Annotated in this window: 18 protein-coding genes; 3 read left to right on the top strand and 15 right to left on the bottom strand. The window is 54.0% G+C overall.

What is annotated here, in order from left to right; all coding sequences use genetic code 11:
• Positions 1–6: 6 nt before the first annotated feature.
• The 3 genes from lysS to INT19_RS04465 form a co-directional block, all read right to left on the bottom strand.
• Positions 7–1,521 carry a lysine--tRNA ligase gene (gene lysS / locus INT19_RS04475; protein WP_193059873.1) on the bottom strand — a complete coding sequence of 505 codons (1,515 nt, stop codon included), beginning with the start codon at positions 1,519–1,521 and terminating at the stop codon, positions 7–9.
• Positions 1,522–1,556: 35 nt separating this feature from the next.
• A protein-coding gene (gene prfB / locus INT19_RS04470; RefSeq protein ID WP_193059872.1) for a peptide chain release factor 2 occupies positions 1,557–2,655 on the bottom strand; the annotation gives its coding sequence in 2 pieces (ribosomal slippage) (positions 1,557–2,579 and positions 2,581–2,655; 1,098 coding nt in all).
• Between the two features lie 234 nt (positions 2,656–2,889).
• Positions 2,890–4,236 carry an OmpP1/FadL family transporter gene (locus tag INT19_RS04465; protein ID WP_193059871.1) on the bottom strand — a complete coding sequence of 449 codons (1,347 nt, stop codon included), beginning with the start codon at positions 4,234–4,236 and terminating at the stop codon, positions 2,890–2,892.
• A 275-nt stretch (positions 4,237–4,511) separates the two neighbouring features.
• On the opposite strand from INT19_RS04465, the gene INT19_RS04460 reads away from it, so the two are divergent.
• Complete coding sequence (locus INT19_RS04460) at positions 4,512–4,955, top strand: MerR family transcriptional regulator (protein ID WP_193059883.1); 444 nt, start codon at positions 4,512–4,514, stop codon at positions 4,953–4,955.
• Positions 4,922–7,468, top strand: a complete 2,547-nt coding sequence (locus INT19_RS04455; RefSeq protein WP_193059870.1) for a heavy metal translocating P-type ATPase — start codon at positions 4,922–4,924, stop codon at positions 7,466–7,468. The genes INT19_RS04460 and INT19_RS04455 overlap by 34 nt, the downstream gene beginning before the upstream one ends.
• Before the next feature lie 80 nt (positions 7,469–7,548).
• Here INT19_RS04455 and INT19_RS04450 read toward each other — a convergent pair whose 3' ends face one another.
• The 12 genes from INT19_RS04450 to rpsP all read right to left on the bottom strand — a co-directional run bounded on the left by INT19_RS04450 (position 7,549) and on the right by rpsP (position 19,896).
• Positions 7,549–9,015 (bottom strand): cytochrome P450, encoded by a 1,467-nt coding sequence (locus tag INT19_RS04450; RefSeq protein WP_193059869.1) that lies wholly within the window; start codon positions 9,013–9,015, stop codon positions 7,549–7,551.
• A gap of 171 nt (positions 9,016–9,186) precedes the next feature.
• On the bottom strand, positions 9,187–9,801 hold the full coding sequence (locus tag INT19_RS04445; RefSeq protein ID WP_193059868.1) for a YitT family protein: 615 nt from the start codon (positions 9,799–9,801) through the stop codon (positions 9,187–9,189).
• A 123-nt stretch (positions 9,802–9,924) separates the two neighbouring features.
• A complete protein-coding gene (locus tag INT19_RS04440) occupies positions 9,925–11,157 on the bottom strand; it encodes a glycosyltransferase (RefSeq protein ID WP_193059867.1) in 1,233 nt (410 codons plus the stop codon).
• 73 nt (positions 11,158–11,230) lie between these two features.
• On the bottom strand, positions 11,231–13,030 hold the full coding sequence (locus INT19_RS04435; RefSeq protein WP_193059866.1) for a single-stranded-DNA-specific exonuclease RecJ: 1,800 nt from the start codon (positions 13,028–13,030) through the stop codon (positions 11,231–11,233).
• A 6-nt stretch (positions 13,031–13,036) separates the two neighbouring features.
• Positions 13,037–14,425: a threonine synthase gene (gene thrC, locus INT19_RS04430; RefSeq protein WP_193059865.1), complete on the bottom strand. Its 1,389-nt coding sequence runs from the start codon at positions 14,423–14,425 to the stop codon at positions 13,037–13,039.
• 3 nt (positions 14,426–14,428) lie between these two features.
• A complete protein-coding gene (locus INT19_RS04425; protein ID WP_089040914.1) occupies positions 14,429–15,745 on the bottom strand; it encodes a homoserine dehydrogenase in 1,317 nt (438 codons plus the stop codon).
• An 86-nt stretch (positions 15,746–15,831) separates the two neighbouring features.
• The gene (locus tag INT19_RS04420; RefSeq protein WP_193059864.1) at positions 15,832–16,623 is read right to left on the bottom strand and encodes a DsbC family protein; all 792 of its coding nucleotides are present in this window, start codon (positions 16,621–16,623) and stop codon (positions 15,832–15,834) included.
• Entirely contained in the window at positions 16,598–17,479 is an 882-nt protein-coding gene (gene xerD / locus INT19_RS04415) for a site-specific tyrosine recombinase XerD (RefSeq protein ID WP_089039267.1), read from the bottom strand. Before xerD ends, INT19_RS04420 begins: the two co-directional genes overlap by 26 nt.
• A 125-nt stretch (positions 17,480–17,604) precedes the next feature.
• Positions 17,605–17,961 carry a 50S ribosomal protein L19 gene (gene rplS / locus INT19_RS04410; RefSeq protein WP_009724084.1) on the bottom strand — a complete coding sequence of 119 codons (357 nt, stop codon included), beginning with the start codon at positions 17,959–17,961 and terminating at the stop codon, positions 17,605–17,607.
• A gap of 204 nt (positions 17,962–18,165) precedes the next feature.
• Complete coding sequence (gene trmD / locus INT19_RS04405) at positions 18,166–18,927, bottom strand: tRNA (guanosine(37)-N1)-methyltransferase TrmD (protein ID WP_038486491.1); 762 nt, start codon at positions 18,925–18,927, stop codon at positions 18,166–18,168.
• Positions 18,928–19,028: 101 nt separating this feature from the next.
• Complete coding sequence (gene rimM, locus INT19_RS04400; protein ID WP_038480970.1) at positions 19,029–19,574, bottom strand: ribosome maturation factor RimM; 546 nt, start codon at positions 19,572–19,574, stop codon at positions 19,029–19,031.
• A 73-nt stretch (positions 19,575–19,647) separates the two neighbouring features.
• Positions 19,648–19,896: a 30S ribosomal protein S16 gene (rpsP, locus tag INT19_RS04395; protein ID WP_009724081.1), complete on the bottom strand. Its 249-nt coding sequence runs from the start codon at positions 19,894–19,896 to the stop codon at positions 19,648–19,650.
• A 164-nt stretch (positions 19,897–20,060) separates the two neighbouring features.
• Between rpsP and INT19_RS19380 the strand changes: the two genes are divergently transcribed.
• Positions 20,061–20,240, top strand: a 180-nt coding sequence (locus INT19_RS19380) for a hypothetical protein (protein WP_226924479.1), incomplete at its 3' end; no start/stop codon positions are given.

Genomic DNA, 20,240 nt, shown 5'->3' with positions numbered 1-20,240 from the left:
TCAGCGTTACTCGCTGGCTTCGGGGCGCATCGCTGGGAACAGCAGTACGTCCCGAATAGAGGGGCTGTCGGTAAACAGCATTACTAAACGGTCAATACCAATTCCTTCACCCGCCGTTGGCGGTAAGCCATACTCCAACGCGCGCACGTAGTCGGCGTCAAAATACATCGCTTCCAGATCACCGGCATCTTTTTCGGCGGCCTGTTCGCGGAAACGTTCAGCCTGATCTTCGGCGTCATTAAGCTCCGAGAAGCCGTTGGCAATTTCTCGGCCACCGACAAAGAACTCAAAACGGTCGGTAACGAAAGGATTAGCATCGTTACGACGCGCCAGCGGGCTAACTTCTGCGGGGTATTCAGTAATGAACGTCGGCTGGTCCAGCTTTTGCTCGGCCACTTCTTCGAAGATCTCGGTCTGAACTTTACCCAGCCCCCAGCTCTCCTTCACTTTAATGCCCAGCTTTTCTGCAACCGCTTGTGCGGCTTCCAGCGTATCCAAATCCGCATCGGTGATGCCGTCGCCATGATCAAGAATCGCTTGGCGTAGTGTTAGGCGTTGGAACGGCTTCCCGAAGTCGTAGTTAGCACCTTGGTACTCGATCGTCGTCGTGCCCAGCACTTCTTGGGCCGCCGTGCGCAGCATGGCTTCGGTCATATCGAGCAGATCACGATAATCCGCGTAGGCCCAATAGAATTCGACCATGGTGAACTCAGGGTTATGTCGCGTAGATAACCCTTCGTTACGGAAATTACGGTTGATTTCAAAAACCTTCTCGAAACCACCCACCACCAGACGCTTGAGGTAAAGCTCTGGTGCAATACGCAGATACATATCAATATCCAGCGCATTATGGTGAGTAATAAATGGCCGCGCTGCCGCACCGCCGGGGATCGGCTGCAGCATCGGCGTTTCAACTTCCATAAAGCCGCGAGCTTCAAAGAAGCGGCGCATGGAGCTGATTACCGCCGCGCGAGTTTCAAATACCTTACGCGACTGCGGGTTCATGATCAGGTCTACGTAGCGCTGGCGATAACGCGCTTCCTGATCGGTCAGGCCGTGGAACTTATCCGGCAGTGGACGCAGGCTCTTGGTCAACAGCTGCGCTTCTACCATCATCACGTACAGGTCGCCCTTACCCGATTTGTGTACTGGGCCACGGGCAGCAACGATATCACCGATATCCCACCCTTTAATGTCCTCAAGCACATCAGCAGGCAAGCCCTTTTTATCTACGTAGAGCTGGATTTGGCCGGCCACATCTTGAATCACGATAAACGGGCCACGCTTACGCATGACGCGACCAGCCACCGACGCTTGATGATCAAGCGTTTCAAGCTCCGCTTTATCCTTTTCGCCCAGCAGGTTGTGTAGCTCAACCGTGAGGCTGTCACGGCGAAAATCGTTCGGGAAAGCGCTCTTACCTTGCTCAGCGGCGCGCTCACGACGAGCCGCGAGCTTGGCACGGCGCTCAGCGATTAGGTGGTTTTCGTTATCGAGAGAAGACGCGTCTTGGTTAGCCATCGGGCACCCTGTTCAATGTTCAAACGCTAAAAAAATTACAAACCCTGCTTTAGGCTAGCGACGATAAACTGATCTAAATCGCCGTCGAGCACTTTGTCACAGTTACTAGACTGAACGCCAGTGCGCAGGTCTTTGATGCGCTGATCGTCCAGTACATATGAGCGAATTTGGCTACCCCAGCCGATATCGGCTTTAGAGTCTTCCGCTTCCTGCTTGGCCGCATTGCGCTTTTGCATTTCGTGTTCCCACAACTTGGCCTTCAACTGCTTCATGGCGAAGTCGCGGTTAGCGTGCTGGCTGCGCTGATTCTGACATGCCACCACGATACCGCTGGGCTCGTGAGTAATCCTCACCGCTGAGTCGGTGGTGTTAACGTGCTGACCACCTGCACCGCTGGAGCGGTAGGTGTCTACGCGCAGATCAGAGGGATTAATTTCAACCTCAAAGCTGTCGTCAATTTCCGGCGACAAAAATACCGATGCAAACGACGTGTGACGACGGCCGCCAGAATCAAACGGGCTTTTACGCACTAAACGGTGAACACCTGTTTCGGTGCGCAACCATCCGAAGGCATAGTCCCCTTGAATATGCAGCGACGCCGATTTAATGCCTGCTACTTCGCCAGCAGAAATTTCGATAATCTCTGCTTTGAAACCGTGGCTCTCTGCCCAGCGTAAGTACATACGCAGCAGGATATTCGCCCAGTCCTGAGCTTCGGTACCGCCCGACCCCGACTGAATATCCAGATAGGCGTTGTTCTCATCCATTTCACCGGAAAACATGCGACGAAACTCGAGTTTCTCCAGTGCCACTTGCAGACCATCGAGCTCTTTGCGCACCTCATCAACGGTGCCTTCATCCTCTTCCATCTCAGCAAGTTCAAGCAGGTCGCGGCTGTCAGCCAAGCCCTGATCAAGCTCATCGATGGTGGCGACAATCGCTTCAAGCGATGAGCGCTCTTTACCCAGTTTCTGGGCATAGTCTGGATCATTCCAGACATTAGGGTCTTCAAGTTCGCGGGAGACTTCTTCTAGCCGATCTTTGCGTTCGGCATAGTCAAAGATACCCCCTAAGAACGTCTGTCCGCTCAGACAGGTCCTTAATCTGGTTATGAATCGGGTTAGTTTCCAACATGGATCGCCTAGCCTTGGTCAGTATCGCACGGTTCAAAAGAGACAGGCGCCGCTGGGGCAGCTAAGCGCCTAGGCTTACAAATGCCAACGCTAGCCGCCCCAGCGGCGAAATTCTGAGACGCATTGTAACGAAAGCCAACGCTTACCGCACCCACCCTGAAAAAGGATCGCCATGCAAAAAAACCCGGCTTACGCCGGGTTTATAGGTAAAACGACTCAAACAGTCAGCTTATGATCAGAAACGATAGGTAAGCTGAGCACCGAAGCCATGGGCTTCGTTTTTGTAGTCTGCTGAGTAGTTAGAGGTAATCGGCGGTGTTTGCTGCCCTGCCACGGTGAAGCTGTCGGTTTTGGTTTGATCAACCTGGGTGCTGCGCTCGGTAAGGTACGAGTAGGCAACGTCCAAGGTTAAATCAGGCGTGGGGCTCCAGCCTGCACCAATTGAGAAAATTCGGCGGTCGTCAGAGGGAATACGTACACTGCGCGTGGCATCTTGAGTGGGTGTAAAGTCCAGTGCGACCCCGGCACGTAGCGCCAGTGTAGGTGTTAACTGATACTCGCCACCCGTAGAGAACGCCCACGCATTAGAGTAGTTCTGCTGTTCGTTGGTAATCTCACCACGCTCAGTACCGGTGACCAAGATCTGGTCAAAGCGACTCCAGCGTGCCCAGGAAACACCGAACATCAGCTTCAGCTTGTCGCTCATTTGCTGAGTCAGCGAGAAGTTGACTGTTTCAGGCGTTGTTAAATCCAACGCTGCCGTATCTGTTACTGTACCAACCCCTAGCTGATCCAACACAGGTGAGTTCGCCGCAAAGCTGCCTTCTAGATTGAAATCTACTTTTGAGCGGTACGTTAAACCAAGGGTAGTTTCAGGTGCTGGCTGATAAATGATACCCAAGTTATAGCCCCAGGCCTCATCATCACCTTCTACACGTGAATCCACTTCAGAAAGACCCATCGGTGTTGCCACTGGCACCTGACGGCGAAGCTCGCCTTCTACGCGGTTATAGGTAAGGCCAGCACCAACAGACCACTGTTCGTTGAAGCGATAAGAGACCGTTGGCTGAGCCGTCATCACTTTTACTTCGGTGTAATTGCCCTGGTTACGCCCCTGAAAGTCATTTTCGTATTCGGTTTGAGAACCAAATGGCGCGTAGACGCCAAAACCGAATGCCAGCTGCTCGTTAACAGGGTGTGCATAAAAGGCGAAGGGAACTAATGTGCCTGGCACCATATCGCCATCGTTAGAGCCTGCCACTGGCAACGTATCTGTCGCGCCTCCTGTCGCCTGCAGGAAAGCGGGGCTACTCTGCGAGGCACGGACATTAGAAATGTCGCTATTCACGTTTAGGAACGTGCCACCTACTGTAATTTGGGCACGGTCAAGAAACGACATACCCGCTGGGTTGCCGTACACAATAGTTGCATCATGCACATTTGAGCTACGTCCTGCATGGCCATACCCCTGTCCGCTGACGCTCTGCTCATTGATTTGATAACCACCTGCTTGCGCCTGACTGGCAAAAGCGACTGATGCTACTGCGGCCGCCAAGGTGAGCTTTTTAAATTTATTATGCATAGTGGGCCTCTCTTCCCAATGATCCGATGGATACTCCCATCCACCTTCTTTGTTCTGACACCCCCAGTTTTCGCCCAATGACCGCTTGGGATCAAGGGCAAACGAGCGTTTTATTTCGGTTTTGGCTTATACATTAGTCGAACGGTTGTTTTAAATCAGTGTTTTAGTCATTTTGACTCAAGGCACCAATATCGCTTGACCTATGTGTTACCCATAGGTTTTACACTAAAAAACATCACAACTTCCACGCAGAGGGCGTTATGCAGCCTGGAACGATGAAGGTCAGCGAACTTGCCAAACGCGGTAGCGTTACCGCAGAAACAGTTCGTCATTACACCCGTGAGGGGTTGCTGGTACCAACACGCCACCCTGAGAACGGCTACCAGTTATTTTCAACCACTGACTTAGAGCGACTGCACTTTATTCAACGAGCACGCAAGCTCGGCTTTAGCGTGGCTGAGATTCGCGACATCCTGACTCAGGCCGATCAAGGCGACTCCCCATGTCCATTGGTGCGCGATCTGCTCACCCACCGGCTACCGCAAATCCGCGCACGCATTGCCGAGCTTGAAGCGCTCGCCCAACGCATGGAACAGGCACTAGAGAGCTGGCAGCACATGCCCAATGGCATACCAGACGGTCATAGCCTATGTCGTTTAATTGAGAGTTTTCCCGAGGAGGCACCATGCAGTCACACACCCTGCAGCCACAAACACTGAGTCGCAGCGTGCCGGGCATGACCTGCCAGGGCTGCGTTAAGCGCATGCGCGAGGCGGTTCAAGCCGTTGATCCTAACGCCTACGTAGAAGGCTTTCCCGCAGAAAAACGCTTGGAAGTTACCAGTACGTTAGAAAACGATGCGCTGGATAGCACGTTAAGTGAAGCGGGTTATCCGCCGAGTGCCCCTAGCGGCGAGACTCAACCACCGACAGAAAGTGATCCTGCGCCAACGGTCGATAAAGGTAACGACAAACAGGCGGCTGAAAATGAGACGCTCACCAGCGCGCCTCAGCAGAGGCTGTTGATTAGTGGCATGACCTGCGCAGGCTGTGTGAATAGCGTCGAAAAAGCGTTGGCCAACACCCCGGGCGTTACCGATGCCTCGGTGAACTTTGGCACCCATACCGCCCAAGTAACCGGCAAGGTTGAGCGCGAGGCTCTGATTAACGCTGTGGCGGCAGCAGGCTATAGCGCCGAGCCCATTGTCGACATGCGCGAGGCCGAACGCATTCGTGAGTCTCAAGAAGCAGCAACCTATCGCCAACGCCTGCGCGGCAGCATGCTGTCATTAGCGCTGGCTATTCCGCTCATGCTGAGCATGTTTGTTTACCACCCGCACCCCATGGGGATGGGCCGTCTTTATTGGCTGGTCATTGGCCTGCTTACCCTGGCTATTTTGGCATTTCCAGGGCGGCACTTTTTTACCAACGCTTGGAAACAGTTCAAGCTCCACCAGGCCAATATGGATACGCTCGTGGCCATGGGCACAGGTACCGCCTGGCTGTATTCGATGATGGTCGTGGCGTTTGCTCCTTGGCTACCCGAGGTCGCTCAAGGCATCTACTTTGAAGCATCGGCCATGGTGGTGGGGCTCATCCTGCTCGGCAATGCCATGGAGTTACGTGCCCGTGGACGCACCAGCAGTGTATTAAAACGCTTGCTAGACCTGCAGGAGAAAACAGCCCGCGTGATCCGTAATGGCCAAGAACAGGAGTTGCCTGTTGACGACGTAGCGATAGACGATCATATCCGCGTACGACCCGGCGAACGACTGCCAGTGGATGGCATCGTACTCGATGGTCAAAGCTATATTGATGAATCCATGCTGACCGGTGAACCGCTACCCGTTCATAAAAACGCGGATGACGATGTCAGCGCAGGGACTGTTAACGGCAATGGCAGCTTGGTCTATCGCGCCACTCGTGTGGGCAGCGACACCCGTTTGGGTCGTATAACCGAACAGGTCGCCAGCGCACAAAACTCCCGTCCGCCAATTGGCGAATTGGCCGATAAGGTATCGGGAATTTTTGTTCCCAGCGTGATGATCATCGCCGTACTAACCGCGCTAATCTGGTTTAACATCGGCCCCGCTCCCGTGATGATCCATATGCTGGTGACTGCCACCACGGTGCTGATTATCGCCTGTCCCTGCGCATTAGGGCTGGCAACACCGATTTCCACCATGATTGGGGTGGGTAAAGCCGCCGAGCACGGTGTATTGGTAAGAAGTGGTGAAGCGCTACAGACCGCCAGCCAAATCACCACCTTAGTGGTGGACAAAACCGGTACATTGACTGAGGGCAAGCCTCAAGTGACCGATGCGACTGTGCTACATAGTGATGCCTCGCAAGTGCTCGCTTGGGTAGCCGCTTTGGAAAGCCGTTCGGAGCATCCGTTAGCTAATGCCTTAACAGCTTATGCAGAAGCGCATAATGCCCCTGCTGAAACACTGGATACGTTTGATAGCGTCACCGGTGGCGGTGTGAAAGGTAGCACCCAAGCAGGCGACTCACTGCTGCTGGGCAATGCTCGCCTACTTGAAGAGGCTGGCGTGGACCTAACCCCTGCCGAAGAGAGCGTACGCCAGCTAGAGGCGAAAGCACGCTCATTGGTATACCTGGCAGCCAATGGCAAGCTAGCCGCTCTATTCGGCATCAGTGACCCGCTGCGTGCTGACGCGGCTGCCGCAGTGAAACGCTTACAAGAAGATGGCTTAACCGTCGTCATGCTTACTGGAGATAATCAACACACCGCGGCCGCCGTGGCAAGGGAAGTGGGCATTAGCGAGTTTAGAGCAGGCATGACGCCAGATGATAAACACGCAGAAATTGAGCGTCGCCAGCAGGCAGGAGAGGTCGTAGGCATGGTGGGGGATGGCATCAACGATGCCCCAGCACTGGCTCGTGCCAACGTTGGCTTTGCCATCGGCCAGGGCACCGACATCGCTATGGAGAGCGCCGGGATTACCTTGATGCGCGGTTCGCTGCATGGTGTGGCTACTGCTATCGAGTTAAGCCGGGCGACGCTCACCAACATCAAACAAAACCTAGTCGGAGCCTTTGGCTATAACGTACTGTGCATCCCGATTGCTGCGGGCGTGCTTTACCCCTTCACCGGCATGCTGCTGTCACCCATCATTGCCGGTGCGGCCATGTCGCTATCGTCAATCACCGTGGTGAGCAACGCCAACCGCTTACGGCTTTGGAAACCCGCCCAACAGGAGGCCTCATGAGCCTATTGATCAACCTGGCAGGAATCGGTCTTATCGCCGCTATCGTATGGTGGTTTTGGCTTAGCGCCTGATAAGTAATTTCAACGTGGCTGTAGCATCATTGGTAGGCCGCCTTGTGGGCGTAATGTCAGTCGACATTCAATGCTCACTTGGTGGCCTTTCACTAGTTTAGGCGTGAAATGTTGTGCCAATGTTGCCAAGCAGAGAACACCTTCATAAAGCCCAAAGCGCTTGCCGAGACAAACACGTGGCCCCACGCTAAAGGGTAGATAAGCAAATTTGTCTGGACGTGGAGCCTCTGGAAGAAAACGCTCAGGTACAAAATGATCGGGCGCTTCCCACAATTTACGGTGCCGGTGCAGCAGCCAAGGGGATACGAGCAAAACGGTTCCCTCGCGCACATCGCGATTGCGCACCTTATCCTCCCCACGCGCTTGTCGGCTCAGCATGGGTACCGGTGGATATAGCCGCATGGCTTCCTCAAATACCGCCATTGTATAAGGCAGCTTAGCGACATCTGCATAGCAGGGTGTTCTACCACCGAGCACGTCATCAAGTTCATGCTGCAGGCGCGCCATAGCCTGAGGGTCATAATCAAGCAGATACCAACACCACGCCAATGCGTTAGCCGTCGTTTCATGCCCTGCCATAAACATGACAATCGCTTCATTACGCACCGCTTTTCGGCCCATCGGACAGCCATTATCTCCGCCATCTTTCATAGACGTCATAAAGCTCTCAATCAGGCTATGCTGTCCTTGCCCTGATCTGTGCGTATGACGATCAATAATACGGTCAATAATTTCATGCACTTGTTTTGCTGAATAGCGCGTACGCGATCGTCGCAGTGGATTACCTAGCAAGCTTAAAAATGGCAATCCCAGCATATTGGCCATATCTAAATGCTCAGAATGACGCTGATATTCGGTAAAGCCAGCCACCACCTGCTCTGCTTCTTCGTCGGTGGTGTCATCCCCAAAAATCGTTCGGCCAATGATACGCGCGGTTAAATGCGCCATCTCAGTCAGCATATCAATAGGCGTATCCGATGGATGCTGGGCCCATCGCTTGGCAGTCTCCTCCGCCGAGGCGGTCATGGTGGTACAGAAACCGGGTAACAGAGCGTTGGTTAGCGATGGCGCGCACTGGCGTCGGCGCTGGCGCCACAAATCGCCATCGCTGACAAACAATCCATCATCAAGAAGCGGTTCCAGCGCACGGCGCATTTGCGGACTTTTACGATCATAGTTGTCGTGCTGCTCAAGGAAAACGCGACGAACCGTATCGGGGCTATTACACAGAACATAGTCTTGCTTCATCAGCGCCATGCGCGAGGTACGTATTGAGTAATCTTCCTCCCGCCAGACCGAAAGCAAATTGTGCTGCGCTAAACGCAAGCGATGCACGATGCCTTTACTGGCTGAAACAGGCGTTACCTTGACCGGAGGTTCCAACCCCTTAGCCCGGTTCAATGCCTCAGAAAGCCCCAGATGATCATTCGCACTTTGTGTTGTTACCGCTTTGCATAAAACACTATCGTGGTGCATTGTCCCCTGCCCTACTATTTATATGTTTGGAAGCCGACTCTTATTCGCGGGACATACTTTTTAACTAAATTTAACGACGTCTACCTTAACAGGAACAGCCGGCTTGGCGCATCGACGGTTAGTTACCCTGCTTGATAAGAAATCTCTAGCGACCTGTCTCGTTAGTTCTATTTAACTAACACCGATATACCGCCCTGGTTTGTGATTCAAGGCAATAATCAAATTCAGCGTCAGTGCCCCCAACACGGAGTAACCCACGCGGTCTAGCGGTAGCTGGGTCAGTGCCACCAGCAAAATTAGCCCATCGATACCCAACTGCACATAGCCTGCCCGCAGGCCGTGCTTTTCTTGCAGATAGAGCGCGAGAATATTAATTCCCCCAAGGCTGGTTCGATGCCGGAACAACATCAACATACCTATGCCCATTAAAGCGCCCCCCATCAACGCAGCGTACAGCGACGGAACATTGGCGAACTGTACCCAACCTTGGGTGAGTTCAGAGAACAACGACACGAGACCGATAGCAGCAAACGTGCGCAGCGTAAAACTCCACCCCATGCGCTTAATGGCCAAATAGTAAAAGGGTACATTGATGGCAAAAAACCAGAAGCCAAATCCCCACCCAGTCACGTAATTCAGCAGTAATGCCAGCCCAGCGGTGCTGCCAGTGATTAATACCGAGTGGGTATAAAATGCCACCCCTAAAGCAACAAACAGCGTGCCGAGTACCATGGCCATCATATCTTCATAGTATTTATGCGGATCTGTAGGCAGATCGTCCCGCATGAGTCTATCCTTTTGTAAAAGTATTCAAGCACTTATTCCAAGAGATTCTGCAACGTCAGTGGCCTAACAGAGAATCACCGGGCAGGGAAAACGTCGTTCTGGCGCTCAATAGCTCTGATTTCATCAACGCCCCAGAGCCCTCTCTAATATATCGGCAGCATTGGCTGCCCCGTTTGCTTTTTGCACGGCGCTTGAAAAACGCTGGGCAGATTGACGAAATACTGGCTCATGCATTAGTCGCTCTAGCTGTCGCACCAATTTATTGGGATTAATTCTACGCACTGACATCTGCAAGCCGAATTTTTGGCGCACGCCAATTTGAGCATTGAGACGCTGCTCATAGTGGGCAGGCAGCGCCAGCATTGGCACACCCGCCGCTAAAGACTGATACATACTGCCATTGCCACCGTGATATAGCATTGCTCGAGCATGAGCCAAGAGCTGCGAGCCAGGCGCATAGCGCGTAAAACGGAAATTACTCGGGGCAGCGTTCATCACCTCTTCGCTTACCTGACCACCGGTGGTCACCATAAAACGGTAAGGCAGCGCTCCCAAGGTGGGATACGTGCTGCGCAGGAAGTGCTCTAACAACCCGGTTGAGCCCATGGTGATATAAATATTGGGCGTGCCATCTTGGAGTTCATCAAACCAGTCAGGTAATGGGGCCGTTAGATCTGGGGAGATCGGCCCTACCATATGATAATCGCGAAACCGTTTAGGCAAGCTGTAGAGCCCTGGCAAATCAGGCGAAATCATTGGCATGTGATAGAGCATGTCAAAGGCATTTCGGTCTGGCCGCTGATACTTCTGGTAAAGTCGCCGCCGAATACCAGACAGTAAATAGCGGTCTAAGCCTTTAGCAGCGTAGTAGGTCGGTGTTGGCGGCGTTAACAGTCTCGCGGCATAGCCATTCATTATGCCAGCACACGGGACGCCGGCAATGTACGCAGCAGTACTGGCACTTACCGTGGCATCCCCCACCACTAAATCAGGTTTGACCTGTTCGATAGCCTGCAATTGGGACTCGATAATCTTGGTCAGAGGCGCCCAATAGCGTAGGTGCACCATATCCCAAAAGGAGGCTTTCCAGCCAAGGCGTTGAAAGCGTATCCATATATCGGGAAGATTCGGCTCCCGAGCATAGATAAGAGGGAACCCTGCTTCCTGAACAAGGCTCAAGCGAGAGCTGGGATGGTTAGGATCATCACCCGCGAAAATCACCTCGTGCCCACGTTGGCGCAGCACGTTGGCTATCTCGATGCAACGCACTGTATGCGCAAGCACCCACCCCAGCGGGAAAAACAGGATACGTGACGGTCTGGCAGCCACATGGCTACCACTAAGCGAGTCTGACATACCAAGTTTCCTGTCTTATTCAACCATCAAACGATGTTGTCCACTGACTAAAATCCGCGAATAGCAAAGAGGATTAGACAGGGCTGGCGTGTTCTACCATCAACTGCAATGACTCTCGACCTCGCCAGCGGTTGCGATTGAGCTTATAGGCGCAGTGCAGCGTGTCGCCCACGCTAAATGAGGGGAGCTCCCCTGGCGTTAACGCCCGGAACCAAATCGCTTTGCTGGTCACCGCGCCCATGGAAAGTTCCATCATCAGGTGAGAACCTTCAGCACCGACTGGGCGTAGTGCTTCAACAATAAAGCGCCCTTCAAATAGTGGCGGGTCAAACTCACGCCCGTAAGGGCCAAGCGCTTCAACTTCGCTTAGCGTTAACAGAGATAGCTGCGACGTAGAGAGCTCGCCATCTGTCCATAGCCGCGGGTAAAGCGGTGTATCGCCCAACTGCTCACCAACGGCCTGTAGAAATGCGGCTTTAAAGGCCGCTAACTGCTCTCTTGGTACGCCGACACCCGCCGCCCCACTGTGGCCACCAAAGCGCGGTAGCGACTCAGGGGCTAGCTCAAAGGTGCGTTGCAGCGCATTCCGTAGGTGCAGGCCATCAATCGAGCGACCAGAACCGGTCAACATATTGGGCGCCGCCGCGTGGGTCAGCACCAACGCGGGGCGGCCATAGGCCTGCACTAACCGCGAAGCGACAATACCTTGCACACCAGGGTGGCCATCTTCCAGCAGTACCACCACTGCAGGCTCATTAGCCTCCAGCGACGAAACGGCAAGCGCCCGCGCTTCTTCGGCCATGTCCGCTTCAATCGCCTTGCGGGACTGATTGTCTTGATCAAGCACTTCTAGCTGACGATTGGCGACACTATCGCTTTCCGCGAGCATAAAGTGTAACGCCGCATAGGGGTCATCCAGCCGTGAGCGAGCGTTAATTCGTGGCCCCATTTGGAACGCCAGCGTTTCAGCGTTAAACGGCACACTATCTGCCCCAAGCCGCGCCGCCATGGCGCGCCAACAGGCAGCGTCCATACGGTTGATCAGCGTTAATCCGTAGTTAACCACTGCGCGGTTGGCCGGACTACCGCCCAGCGAAACACAGTCCGCTACGGTGCCCAGCGCGACGTAAGAAAGCCACGGTGAGAGCTTAGGCGTTGCATCAGGCAATGCCCCCCATTCAATCAATACGCCACGGGCAAGTGACATCAAAAGCCATGCCACCATGCAACCGGCGATCGTTTTATCGGGATAGTCACAATCACTGCGTGTCGGGTTAACACAGGCATAGGCAGAAGGCGGTGGGCCTTCCAACGGCAGCGCGTGGTGGTCGCTGACCACCACATCAATACCAACGGCTTTCAAGCGTGCAATTCGCGGCTCATCTGAGCTGCCGCAGTCGGCGGTAATCACCAGCGAGGGCAGCGGTTTTAAACCAAGTGTGCGTTCCACCAGCGGCAGGCTAATGCCATAGCCATCGTGGATACGGTGGCCAATCAAACTATGTAACTTGTGTTCAGATACGCCAAACAGCTCCACCAACGTACGCCGAATCACCACATGGGAGGTGATGCCGTCCACATCGTAGTCGGTGAGAATGCCGATGGATTCCCCTTCTGCCACTGCCTGGGCAATACGTTCAGCGGCACGGCGGCCATCGGCTAGCTTTTCTGGATGCACCAAGTAGCGCAAGCTCGGCGCCACCAGTGGTGCGAGCTCGCCCTTATAGCCCGGCAATCGTGAGGCCAATAGCCGTGCTTGTAGCTCGCTTAAGCCTTCCGCTTGGGCACGCACATAGATAGCCTCGTCCAGTTGACGAGGCTCTAAGCGTGGCTGATTGGCGTTCTGCTGGGTGAGTGCTGGTTCGTCGGCCATGACGCCTCAGCGCCGATTGTCAGCGACAAACTGCTGCACGGCACTCAGCTCAGCAGGCAGCACCGTGTAACGCTCTTCGCGCTCAAGCAAATCATCCATATGAGTGGGTAACGGCACACCCTGGAAGCCTGCCTTAACCACGGCTTCAGCGAATTTTGCCGGATGCGCGGTAGCCAGTGTAATCACCGGCGTCGTGGTATCCACGCGTGCGCGCTCTGCAGCGCGATAGCCAGTGGCCGTATGGGGGTCAAGGATCTCCCCAGTACGGTGATGAGCTTCACGAATGACTTCCAGAATGGTCGCATCATCAACGCTATGGCTAGCGAATTTTTCGCGCAGCTTGGCCAGAGGTGCATCGGCAAGCGCCGTAGGCTCTTGCTGGAAGCGTTCTAGTAGCGCTGCCACAGCGGCACCATCGCGGTCGTAAGCATCAAACAGCAAACGCTCAAAGTTTGACGAAACAACGATGTCCATTGACGGCGCAAGGGTCGCTGCCAACTCTTTCTTGGAGAAATCATTGGCGGCAAGCGTGCGATGCAGAATGTCGTTGGCATTAGTGGCAATAATGAACTGCTTCACCGGCAGCCCCATCTTAAACGCCATGTAGCCTGCGAAGACGTTACCGAAGTTAGCCGACGGAACGCAGAAGCTCACTTCTCGCTGAGGCGCGCCCAATGCAACACCAGCGGCGATGTAGTAAACGATCTGCGCCATGATGCGCGCCCAGTTGATCGAGTTCACCGCCACTAAGCGCGTGCCATTCAGGAAATCCTGATTAGCAAAGCTCGCCTTCACCATTGCCTGGGCATCATCAAAATTGCCTTCGATAGCAATATTGAAGACGTTGTTGGCTAGCACCGACGTCATCTGGCGGCGCTGTACTTCAGACACGCGGTTATGCGGGTGGAGAATAAAAATATCGAGGTTATCGCAGTGGCGACAGCCTTCAATGGCCGCGGAGCCGGTATCCCCAGAGGTCGCGCCCATAATGACGGCACGTTCACCACGCTTTTTCAGGAAATGATCCAGCAGCCGCCCTAGCAGCTGCAGCGCGACATCTTTAAACGCCAGCGTTGGGCCGTGGAACTGCTCTAGCAGAAAGTGATTGGCATCCAACTGCTTTAACGGCACAACAGCGTCATGATTGAACGTGGCGTAAGCTTCTGTCACCAAGCGACGGAAGGTCTCGTCGTCAATTTCACCATTTACAAACGGCTTCATGACCCGAAAAGCAATCTCGGCGTAGGAAAGGCCAGCCATGCTGGCCAGCTCTTGCTTAGAAAACTCGGGCAGCGTTTCCGGCACATAAAGTCCGCCGTCGCTGGCCATTCCAGTTAACACGACCTCTTCAAAGGAGAGCGCGGGCGCTTGGCCACGCGTGCTGATATAACGCATGAGTTATTCCCCTTCGCTCAGACTTTCAACGCGAATACGGGTAACCGGCCCAGCAATATCCGCCATGGACTCGATTTCACGGATAGCATCGTTCATCTGTTTCTCTTTTGTGCGATGCGTCAGCAAAATGATCGGCACCAACTCACCTTCAGTAGCCTCTTTCTGGATCAGCGCTTCAATAGAGATGCCCTGCTCGGCCAGAATGGTGGCAACACGCGCCAACACACCCGGGCGATCCACCGCCAACAGACGCAGATAATACGCGGTGGTAATATCTTCCATCGGCATAATCGGCAGTTGACTGGCATCATCGTCGATGCCGCTAAACGCTAGGTAAGGCACCCGGTAGTGGTGGTCCGTGGCGATATCACGGGCAACATCCAGAAGGTCGGCTACGACGGCAGACGCTGTCGGCTCAGCACCGGCGCCAGCGCCGTAGTAAAGTGTTGGACCAACCGCATCACCCATCACCGCAATCGCATTTTTAACGCCGTGCACATTCGCCAGCAGGCGCTCTTTAGGAATCAACGTCGGGTGAACTCGGAGCTCTAGCCCTTGATCAGTCCGTTTAGAGATGCCCAGATGCTTAATCACGTAACCCAGGTTATCGGCCTGCTCGACGTCTTCTGCAGTAATGCGAGAAATACCTTCGGTGAAGGCTTTATCAAACTGCAGCGGCACGCCATAGGCAATTGACGCCAGTATGGTCAATTTATGGGCAGCGTCGATACCTTCCACGTCGAAAGTGGGGTCAGACTCCGCGTAACCTAGCGCTTGAGCTTCGGCCAACACGTCTTCAAACGCGCGACCTTCATCACGCATATGGGTGAGAATGTAGTTGCCGGTGCCGTTTATGATGCCCGCCACCCACTCGATACGGTTAGCACCAAGGCCTTCGCGTAGCGATTTGATGACCGGAATACCGCCCGCCACAGCCGCCTCAAAGGCAACAATGACGCCTTTTTTGTGCGCGGCGCGGAAAATTTCATTACCGTGAACAGCAATCAAGGCCTTGTTGGCAGTCACAACGTGCTTGCCGTTTTCAATCGCCGTTAGCACCAGCTCGCGGGCGAGATCGTAGCCACCAATCAGCTCTACCAGCACATCCACGTTAGGGTTATTAGCCACCTCAAACACGTCAGAGGTCGCATTAATGCCGGTAATATCGCAGTCAGGGTGAATACTGCGGTGGGCAACCTGCTCAATCACAATCGGGCGGCCAGCACGACGGCTAATGTCATCAGCGTTACGTGTTAAGACGTTAAATGTACCGCCACCGACCGTACCTAACCCACAAATGCCTACTCTTACCGGTTTCAAAATACTTCCCCTTTCGTGATGGGCACCCATAGGTGCCGCCTCTTAAATCAGTGTCTCAGCGCTATCGTTCGTCACTACTCGTGACGTTATTCGTCTTCCAAGCCTAACATGCTAACGAGCCGGTCGGGGGGTACAAACCCTGGCACCATTTTCCCGTCGGGCAACACAATCGCAGGCGTCCCCTGCACGCCCACAGCTTTACCTAATTCGTACTGATCGGCAACGGGGTTATCGCAGTTTGCCGATGCCGCAAGCGTTTGGCCTTGTTTAGCTTGAGTCATGGACTCGCTACGGTTATCCGAACACCACACTTGCTCAAGCGTCGTCGCAGCACCACTTCCCATGCCTGCGCGTGGAAAGGCCATATAGTGCACTGCAATGCCGCGCTCGTTAAGCTCAGGCACCGTTTCATGTAGGCGCTCGCAGTATGGGCAGGTAGGGTCCGTAAACACAATTACCGTGGCTTTCGGCTCACCCACACCTTGAAAAACGACTCGCTCGCTCGCTGGAATGGCAGCCAGCACTGTAGCCCTTTCCTGGTTACGCGCCTGCTCGGTTAAGTTAACCAAACCATTATCCGCGTTTTGATAGAGGTCCCCTACCAAAAAGTGGCTGCCATCGGCATTGGAGTAAAAAGACTCCCCACTTTCCAGGATTACGTGATACACCCCATCCATTGGCGTTTCGTTTACCTGCTCCACCGGCATTGACTGGCCATTAACTTGTAAATTCTCCATCAGCTGCTCGGACACGGCATCAGCACTGGCAACAGCAGGCAGTAAGCACCCCGCCAGCGCCAGCCAAGAAGCACAGGATTTAGCAACTAAAGACATACGTTGATGCATTGTATCTTCAACCTCGCGGATGGTGTTCGGCATGCAGTTGCTCCAGGCGCGCCTGGGCAACATGGGTATAAATTTGCGTTGTAGATAGATCGCTATGACCTAACAACAGCTGTACGACCCGCAAATTAGCACCATGATTCAATAAATGGGTCGCAAATGCGTGGCGTAACGTGTGAGGCGACAAGGGTCGAGTAATACCTGCAGTGATAGCGTGGGCTTTTATACGGTGCCAAAACGTTTGCCGGGTCATGGCTTTATCTGCCCGCCCTGGAAACAGCGCGGGCCGTGTAGGATCTTGCATCAACGCGGGCCGCGCCGTTTTTAGGTAACGCTCTACCCACTCGGCCGCTTCTTCACCCATTGGCACCAGTCGATCTTTATCGCCCTTGCCTCTGACACGAACAACCCCTTGGCGAAGATTGACCGCATCGCCAGTCAATCCAACCAGCTCCGACACGCGTAGCCCGCAGGCATACAGCAGCTCAAGCATGGTGCGGTCGCGAACGCCAAGCGAGGTGTTGATATCAGGGGCGAGCAACAGACGCTCAACCTCTTCCTCTTCCAGGGTATTCGGCAAGCTAGGGCGTACCCGCGGCAGCGCCACATTGGCCAATGGGTCGCTAGCGATATGCCCATAAAGCCGTGCCCAACGGTAAAAACTGCGCAGCGACGAGAGTAGCCGTGCATTACTGCGTAGTTGATAGCCCTGTTCTCGACGTACTTCCAACCACTCGCTAAAACGCTCTGATGAGGGAGTTAACAGTGTTTCTCCCGCACTTTCGAGCTGCTGCTGCCAAGCAGTTAAGTCATGCCGGTAGGCCGCTAACGTATGGTCGCTTGCCCCTTGCTCTAACCATAAGGCATCTAGATAGGCATCTATCACGCTCATAGGCTAACGGTCTCTTGACGGTGGTACCACACAAACAAAAACCCCGCCCCGCAAAGCGGTGACGGGGTCTTGGTATCCGAGCGCGACGCATGTCAAAACAGCGTGCGCCCGTGAAAAAGTGGCAGTTAAGCCAGCTTTTCCTTGATACGCGCCGACTTGCCGCTGCGCTCGCGCAGGTAGTACAGCTTGGCTTGACGAACGTCACCGCGACGCTTGACTTCAATAGAGTCAACCAGCGGGCTGTAGGTCTGGAAAGTACGCTCAACACCAACACCGTGAGAAATTTTACGTACGGTGAAAGCGGAGTTCAGGCCACGGTTACGCTTACCGATGACCACACCTTCAAACGCCTGCAGACGCTCACGAGTACCTTCCTTTACTTTAACCTGAACGACGATGGTGTCGCCCGGTGCAAAGGCCGGAATCTCTTTGCCCATTTGCTCAGATTCGATCGCCTGGATCACCTTGTTCTTGCTGCTCATTTTCATACTCCTAAATAACGTAATGGCTTGCCACGCAGTTGTGGAAGGGGCAAACCGTGATCCCGGCGCTCGAAACGAGCTACGCGGGAGTCGTTATGGGTGACGCAGGTGCGTCGGCTAACTGTCTCATCGACTAGCTGTCTTATGGACTATCTGCCTAATTTGCCCTGCACCGCCGCTCTGTTCTATGCAATTGAAAAACAATCACTTAGTTGACAGAGCGTGTTCCTCGATAAACTCGTCTAGAAGCCGCTGTTGCTCGGCGTCCAGTGTGCGTCCTGCCAATAGATCAGGACGGCGCTGCCATGTACGGCCTAACGACTGCTTTAACCGCCAGCGCTTGATGGCCGCATGATTACCACTTAACAGCACATCAGGCACTTGTCGCCCGTCGATCGTCTCAGGACGGGTATAGTGCGGACAGTCTAACAAGCCATCATTGAACGAGTCTTCGATAGCGGAATCCTGGTGGCCCAACACACCGGGTACCAGCCGTGCCGCCGCGTCAATTAGCACCATTGCTGGCAACTCACCACCGCTCAGCACATAGTCACCAATTGACCATTCTTCATCAATGTCACTTTCCACCACGCGCTCATCAATGCCTTCATAGCGCCCAGCGACCACTACGAGAGGGCCTGCTGAGGCGAGCGCTTGAACACCCTGCTGATCCAACTTACGCCCTTGGGGCGAGAGATAGATCACGGTAGGCGATTGTCCCGTTGCTTGCTCTGCTCGTTGCCGAGCATCAAAGATAGCAGCCCGCAGGGTGTCTACCTTCATCAGCATACCGGGGCCGCCGCCGTAAGGGCGATCGTCCACGCTGCGGTGGCGGTCGGTGGCGTAATCGCGCGGATTCCAAAACTCCAGGGCAATACGCTGTTTCTCTACCGCTCGACCGACCACACCTTGTTGGGTAATCGCATCGAACATTTCTGGAAACAGCGATACCACGCCAATCCACATCGCGGGAGCATCCGTTAAGCTGCTTTCTTCACCGTTTGCTGCAGTAACAGTTGAATCAGTTACTGTGAGCTCGCTCGACAACTGCTTACTCAAACTAGCTTTCAAAACTCAGGATCCCAATTCACGACCATACGGCCATCTTCGAGGCTGATTTCAACAATTACATCATCGGGTAAGAAAGGTAGCAGTCGCTCACGCTTATCAATTGCGTCGTTATCACCGCGCACCACCATGACATCGTTTGCGCCGGTTTCAAACAGGTAACTGACCTGCCCTAACCGCTCGCCTGACTGAGTGAAGACGGTTAAGCCTTCAAGCTCATGCCAGTAATACTCATCATCGGAAAGCGTAGGCAGTGCCTCTTTCGGCATCAGAATGTCCGTTTGCGCCAGCGCTTCGGCTGCCGTTCGGTCATCAACACCTTTTAGCTGCACCACAAGACCCTTGCCTTGCCGACGTCCCTGAATCACGGTCATGCGCGTGAGGGATTCCCCTTGGCGCACCCACCATTCTGGGTATTCCATGATGCTGTCTATGGGATTGGTATAGGAGTAGACCTTAAGCCAACCTTTAATCCCGTGAGGGCTAGTTAGCTTACCAAGCACCACATGTGCGTCGTCTGTATGGCTAGTTTCAAAACGCGTCATCGACGACCGCTCCAACAAATTACAACGACAACATCACCTACTATCACTTACTGACAGTCACGCATTAACCGGCTTAAGCCTGTTTACGCGCTTCTTTAACCAGCTCAGCAACACGACCAGACAACTGGGCGCCCTGGCTCTGCCAGTGAGTAACACGCTCAAGATCAACGCGCAGACGCTCTTCTTGACCACGGGCAACCGGGTTGAAGAAGCCGATACGCTCGATGAAACGGCCATCACGGGCGTTGCGTGAATCAGTAACAGTCAGGTGATAAAAGGGACGCTTTTTGGCGCCACCACGTGCCAAACGAATGGTAACCATACGATAACTATCCTTCGGTTGAGGTTACGAGAGTGTGCAATAGCGCAGATCGCTAACAGAACACTCGTCATACTATTTTCTCGGCACTGCAGACTAAAATCAGTGATTTGCTGCGTACCATCAGGTTCTTCACTGGCAGATGGTAAGGCGATGCTCGCGCATTTTTGCCAACACCCACGCATGAAGAGGCCGCATTCTACGCAAATGCGCTCTGCTTGGAAAGCCTGACAGCCAGAAAACTCTTAAGCCGTCAACCTTGCCAAGCACGTTACAACGTTACTAACAATGGCTTAACGCCAGGGAAGACCGCCGGGGCCACCCATACCGCCCATGCCGCCCGCGCC

The sequence above is a fragment of the Halomonas sp. 3A7M genome (assembly GCF_014897875.1).
Lineage (GTDB): Bacteria > Pseudomonadota > Gammaproteobacteria > Pseudomonadales > Halomonadaceae > Vreelandella.
The sequence above is the reverse complement of the archived record's forward strand: the minus strand, read 5'-3'. Positions and strand labels throughout refer to the sequence as shown.

Bases quoted from the DNA above. Each gene is read 5' to 3' on its own strand.
- lysS (WP_193059873.1), bottom strand. From the start codon at position 1,521: ATGGCTAACCAAGACGCGTCTTCTCTCGATAACGAAAACCACCTAATC.
- INT19_RS04465 (WP_193059871.1), bottom strand. From the start codon at position 4,236: ATGCATAATAAATTTAAAAAGCTCACCTTGGCGGCCGCAGTAGCATCA.
- INT19_RS04460 (WP_193059883.1), top strand. From the start codon at position 4,512: ATGAAGGTCAGCGAACTTGCCAAACGCGGTAGCGTTACCGCAGAAACA.
- INT19_RS04455 (WP_193059870.1), top strand. From the start codon at position 4,922: ATGCAGTCACACACCCTGCAGCCACAAACACTGAGTCGCAGCGTGCCG.
- INT19_RS04450 (WP_193059869.1), bottom strand. From the start codon at position 9,015: ATGCACCACGATAGTGTTTTATGCAAAGCGGTAACAACACAAAGTGCG.
- INT19_RS04445 (WP_193059868.1), bottom strand. From the start codon at position 9,801: ATGCGGGACGATCTGCCTACAGATCCGCATAAATACTATGAAGATATG.
- INT19_RS04440 (WP_193059867.1), bottom strand. From the start codon at position 11,157: ATGTCAGACTCGCTTAGTGGTAGCCATGTGGCTGCCAGACCGTCACGT.
- INT19_RS04435 (WP_193059866.1), bottom strand. From the start codon at position 13,030: ATGGCCGACGAACCAGCACTCACCCAGCAGAACGCCAATCAGCCACGC.
- thrC (WP_193059865.1), bottom strand. From the start codon at position 14,425: ATGCGTTATATCAGCACGCGTGGCCAAGCGCCCGCGCTCTCCTTTGAA.
- INT19_RS04420 (WP_193059864.1), bottom strand. From the start codon at position 16,623: ATGCCGAACACCATCCGCGAGGTTGAAGATACAATGCATCAACGTATG.
- xerD (WP_089039267.1), bottom strand. From the start codon at position 17,479: ATGAGCGTGATAGATGCCTATCTAGATGCCTTATGGTTAGAGCAAGGG.
- rplS (WP_009724084.1), bottom strand. From the start codon at position 17,961: ATGAGCAGCAAGAACAAGGTGATCCAGGCGATCGAATCTGAGCAAATG.
- trmD (WP_038486491.1), bottom strand. From the start codon at position 18,927: ATGTGGATTGGCGTGGTATCGCTGTTTCCAGAAATGTTCGATGCGATT.
- rimM (WP_038480970.1), bottom strand. From the start codon at position 19,574: ATGACGCGTTTTGAAACTAGCCATACAGACGACGCACATGTGGTGCTT.
- rpsP (WP_009724081.1), bottom strand. From the start codon at position 19,896: ATGGTTACCATTCGTTTGGCACGTGGTGGCGCCAAAAAGCGTCCCTTT.